We start from the raw sequence: 5,355 nt of genomic DNA, 5'->3' as shown, positions 1-5,355 counted from the left end.
TGCGCCCCTACAGATACCTTCCTTTCAGTTGAGCGTTTGAAGGATTTATATTTTGCAATCCCCTAATACGGAATCCGGTTGTCAAAGGTCTATAAAAACCCGCACCCTCAAGGGTGGGGCTACAGGGACAGAGCCTCGCCTGCGCGGGCTACTCTATAAAAAGGACTTTTTATACCCGGATTTGGTATAAAACCCAGATTCCAGGGACAAGAAACCGGGTTTTTGACCTAACTTTGTGGCGGATTGGCAGAAATGGGGTAAAAAACCCGGTTTCTAACCCCTACTGTCAAGCTCTACTGTAGCGAAGCCTTAAAGTGCAGCCACCTTAACAGGGGACTTCGGTTCTAAGCGGCGGATGGTCCGCACGGTTTGAGGAAGGACCCCAACTAATCGGGCGATCGCCTCATCCGGCAGTCGGATCACGGTTTCGCGATCGAAATAATGCTGAAACTGAGTCAGCAGCATTTGGGTCCGGTGCAATGACACCGGCTCTACCGTAAGCTGTTCCATTAATCGGATCCAATGGCGGCGAATGGCAAAGGCCTTTTGCCGTTCTTCGTAAGTTTCCGGATAGAGCAACACTAGATCCCCCACGGGAATGGTTTGCTGACACTCAATATCAAAAATGCCGCCAACAGCGGCCCCGGGTCCCACGAACTCCGCATGAAACCGCTTGTAGACAATCAATCCACAGCGACGGCGACTATCTACGATAAATAGCTGGCCGCTATTGAGTTGAGTCAAGATTTGAGCACTATGAGCGTATTTAATCAAGGCACGAGAAGGATTGACCGTCTCGCTCTTGAATGGAGGGCGATCGGGACAGTCTGACGGAATGGGGTCCAAGGGATTAGTGGCTTGGGCCTCTTTATTTGGGTTCCGGTCCTCATGTTTGTGTTGAGTCATTTGAGGGTTCTCTTCTCATGCCGAAAATCACTACATCTAAACCGGGCAACTCATGACTACAAGATGGGGTTAGAAAAGTCCCCAAATTTAAGGAATAAATTTTTGCTCTTGTTTATCATTCCCGGATTAGATAGGTAAACGCGCTTTTTTATTTAAAGGCAGGTTGACCGACCTCTCAAAAATTTTCACGGGTTTAAAAGCCGGGGTATGGTTACTCAAAAACGGGCCGGGGAGCGCCGTTCAAGGGAGATAAACCGGGTCAGTTTGGAGAATCAGAAATTTTAAAATTAAGCAATTAAAGCCCGCTCACTGCTGGCTAAAAAGAAGGATATTAGTTGATAGGAGTCGGGTGCAGTATTCAATCAGTCGGATCGGAAACCGGGTTGCACGGTCCAAACTTGTGAGGAATGGGTATGGATCTTGTGAAAAACCTGGTGTGTCTTCCCGGTTCTGAACAGGCATCGTAGATCGGGCGATCGCCGGGGCTTATTGGCGATGGAGTGCCTTGTGCAAGAGCATTCGTTTGGGCTGCCCGAAACACCAAGAACCCAACCCCGACTCAATGGAGTGAATTCGATAGCCTTCTTTGTAATAAAGTCGTCTGGCCGGTCGGTTATTTTCGAGGACGTGCAGGTAAAGGTCCTGGAATCCCCAATCTAGGGCGATCGCCTCGCAAGCTTGCAGCAATTGACTCGCGCCCCCCTGGCGGCGATAAGAGTCAGCAATGGCTAAATTGGACAAGTACGGAAACTGGGTCATTCCCAAGGTCCAAGGGTTGATACAGCGCAAGGCCATTTCTACGGTGCCCACAATCACGCCATTCCCCGATGGGGACTCTAGGGCGGATTCATAGCAGGAGGGCGATTCCGGTTGGGGAACCACGGCTACCAAGCAAAGACAATGGGACGAGTTTGAGCGCAGTCGCACTCGCAAATCTTCATAAATGCCGAGGCGCAAGATCGGGTACAGCCACCCCCCGAGTCCTTCGCGAGAATGAAAGCTATCGACCAAAATCTCGGCGAGGCTGCTGAGATCTTTGGCTTGGGCGGCCCGAATGGAAAAGCCAGATGCACCTCCCGAGGATGGCTCAGAGGCAGGGGGCTCGCGATGGGTTGGGGACGTGAAAGAGGAGTTCACGAGGGATTCACATTAAGAGGGTTGGAAACGGATTGGTTTTGACACGAAGGGAACCCTCTCCTCTTATAACATAACCTGATGAAGGGGTTCCAATATAAAATAAATATAAAGTGGACAAAAAGCAGAACAACATAAATAATCATTATCAATGATAACATGAGGTAAAATTCTGATGAATGCAGATATTTTTCCGTTTGGCCCCCATGAGGTCGGTTCTGCGAACCGGACATCGCGACGAATGGCGATCGCTGAACTCCTCGGGCGACAAACCTACTTGCACCTAGGAGGGAACGAGGCTGAAAATGCCGCCTGGACTGCCGGTTGGCTGGATTGTTTGGAGTTTTTAGGCCAAATCGACCGAGGAATAGTTGCTAAAGTCAAGCAACTCTGTTGTGAAAAAAGACAATTCTCTCGGGAAGAAATTTCTCCCTCGGTCTGTCTAACTAAAAATACAGCAGGGGAGGGGAACGGTGAAGCTGAAAATGTTCAATCTTTATCGGCAACTCCTGGAACCGTGCAATCACCAAAAGCGCCCAGGAATCTCTCTGAAAAAAATCGCAGTCGCCGTAAACAACCGCCAGGGGAGGGAGAACAAGTTCTATCGGCACAGCGTTTAAATGCGATCGCCAAGGCAATTCATGGGTCCTTGGATGAAACGGAGATTTATCAGGCGATCGTCCAGCAAATGTGTGATGTTTTTGAGGCAGACTGCGGGGGGTTAATCCTCCACGATCTCCAGGAACAAACCTTAATAGAGATGGCGGTTTATCATCCCTTGGAGGCATCCCCAGAGTCACCCTTGCGTCACCGGGAAATCCGAGCCCCGTTGCGAGTGGAGGGATTGAAAGAATGGAATACTTTACGATCGCAGAAAAGTCCTTGGGTAGTTGGAGATATAACAACCGCAGTGATGCCCGAGGTAGAGCGCTTGCTGCTGCGGGGTTCCGGCTTACAGTCTACCTTGATGGTGCCCATCCTCTCCCAAAATGAAGCGATCGCTACGGTTTATTTAAGTTACACTGAGGCTGCTCGTCGGTGGCAACCCTCAGAACTGAAATTTGCGGAAATGGTGGCACAACAGGCAGCAGTCGCCCTAGGGAATGTCAGGCATTATATCCAAGCCAAAAAGCACGTCCAACGGGAACAAGTTCTTAACCGAATTGCTGGACGAATTCGGACTTCTTTAAATCTCGATCGCACGATTGAAACGGCTTTGTCGGAGTTATTAACCCTCACTCAAGCCGATTTAATCTTATTCTCAACGCCCACTTCTTTAATAGAGAGCATCCACCACCTCTGCCGATCGCTGCGAATTACTCACCGAGTCTGTCGCCCTGCTCACTCCAGTTCCCTGGATGAACATCCTCTGGATATCGGGATAGAAATTAAGCTCTTTCAGTTTGAGTCCGGGTTGATTCAAAGTTTGCTCGGCCAAGAAGTGACTGCCATCTCGAATACTCAAAGCTCAGATTTTGGAGAACGGGACCAAGCCCTTTTTCAACAGCTCCAAGTTGGCAGTTTATTAAGTATTCCGATATGGCATCGAGAAACTTTGTTAGGTCATGTTTCCGCCATCAAACCCCAATCTTATGATTGGACGGAAGATGAAATTTCAGCGATGGAATCGATTTCCTTACACCTAGGAATTGCGATTACTCAGGCACAGTTATATCAACGGACCCAGGACCAAGCTCGCCAAGCGCGATCGCAAGCTCAAAAACTCAGAAAAGCCCTGGATGAAAAAACTGAATTAATTGCCTCGCTTCATGATACTCAGTTTCAACTGGTTCAAAGCGAAAAAATGTCTAGCTTAGGTCAATTGGTTGCCGGGGTTGCCCATGAAATTAATAATCCGATTAATTTCATTTATGGCAATCTTCCTCACATCGCCAATTACAGCAAAGAGATTGTAGAACTGTTAGAGCGGTATCGTGAACACTTAAACCCCGTTCCCCAATCTATTGCTGAATTTGAAGCGGAAATCGATATACATTTTATTCAGACCGATTTAACACAAATCCTTCGCTCCATGAAGGAAGGATCTGAAAGGGTGCGTGAAATCGTTTTGACTTTACGCAATTTTTCCCGTTTAGATCAAGCCGAAGTCAAATGGGTTGATATTCATGAGGGAATTGATAGCAGCCTCATTTTATTAGCCCATCGTCTCCATAATATCGAAGTGGTGAAATCATATAGCGATCTTCCCCGATTATGTTGCTATCCAGGACAACTCAATCAGGTGTTTATGAATTTGTTTTCCAATGCGATCGATGCCATTGAACTGCCCGATCGCGGGGGCAATGCGGCGACTTTCCCGGTGAATCATTTGGGCAGTGGGCAAATTACTATCACCACTACAGTGATTGCTCAAACGGATCTCCCCTTGGATACCCTCCTTCCCAGTCACACTCCTTACCGCCCTACGGGAGAGTGGGTGCAAATTCGGATTCGGGATACCGGATGTGGCATTCTCCCCCAACATCAAACCAAAATTTTCGACCCGTTTTTTACCACAAAACCCGTGGGGAGTGGCAAAGGATTAGGCTTATCGATCGCCTATAAAATTATCGTAGACCGACATCATGGGCGCTTGAATTTTGAAAATCCACCGGAAGGAGGATGCGAATTTATCATTGAATTACCAGTGATTTCTCAGGACCCAATTTAGCGGCGATCGGCTCAACCTGGCGTTACCGTTTAACAGTATTGCGCGAATTACCCGTGATTTTTCAGGACCCAATTCAGCCGCGATCGGCTCAACCTTCCGTTACCGTTTAACAGCATTTCCATTGCCTCATAATTGCCTATTGTGTAGGGGAGAACCCGAAGTGGGGTTTTTTAGGGCCACAAATATCCATCCCACGGGGACAGTTTAAAACTGGAAAATTCCGTCCCAGGAAACGCGGAGTGAAACGGGAACGAAGGACCCCGATTCAGAATCGGTGAAATCTCTCATGCAGGATCCGACGGTTGCCAGTAAAATATCGTCATTATTCCCAATAATTCCGACCCATCGGACGGGCGATCGCCCTCATCAATTTTTCCATCAGGATGCAACTCAAGGGTGCATGAGGCGCGTGATGTATTGCCCCTAACCCCTAACCCATCAGGATCAGGCGGAGTAGTGTACATTCAGAATGACCCCTACTCACGAACCACGGGACAGGGTGCATCTGCCTCTGCGGTTCGGTACTCGCGAACCACGGGACATCGGGCGTCTGCCTCTGCGGTTCGGTACTCGCGAACCACGGGACATCGGGCGTCTGCCTCTGCGGTTCGGTACTCGCGAACCACGGGACATCGGGCGTCTGC

3 protein-coding genes are annotated in these 5,355 nt (G+C 48.9%); 1 reads left to right on the top strand and 2 read right to left on the bottom strand.

The genetic code is table 11. The annotated features are described in order from the left end of the window. Positions 1 to 309: 309 nt before the first annotated feature. A complete protein-coding gene (locus tag NG833_RS29515) occupies positions 310 to 906 on the bottom strand; it encodes a hypothetical protein (protein ID WP_254568834.1) in 597 nt (198 codons plus the stop codon). Between the two features lie 486 nt (positions 907 to 1,392). Beyond that, the gene (locus NG833_RS30875; protein ID WP_254568833.1) at positions 1,393 to 2,043 is read right to left on the bottom strand and encodes a GNAT family N-acetyltransferase; all 651 of its coding nucleotides are present in this window, start codon (positions 2,041 to 2,043) and stop codon (positions 1,393 to 1,395) included. 172 nt (positions 2,044 to 2,215) lie between these two features. Here NG833_RS30875 and NG833_RS29505 point away from each other — a divergent pair, with 172 nt between their 5' ends. Beyond that, entirely contained in the window at positions 2,216 to 4,711 is a 2,496-nt protein-coding gene (locus tag NG833_RS29505; RefSeq protein ID WP_254568832.1) for a GAF domain-containing protein, read from the top strand. Positions 4,712 to 5,355 lie beyond the last annotated feature (644 nt).

Source organism: Oscillatoria sp. HE19RPO (assembly GCF_024220515.1).
In the GTDB taxonomy this organism is placed as follows: domain Bacteria; phylum Cyanobacteriota; class Cyanobacteriia; order Cyanobacteriales; family Laspinemataceae; genus Laspinema.
This window is presented reverse-complemented; position numbering and strand designations above follow the sequence as displayed.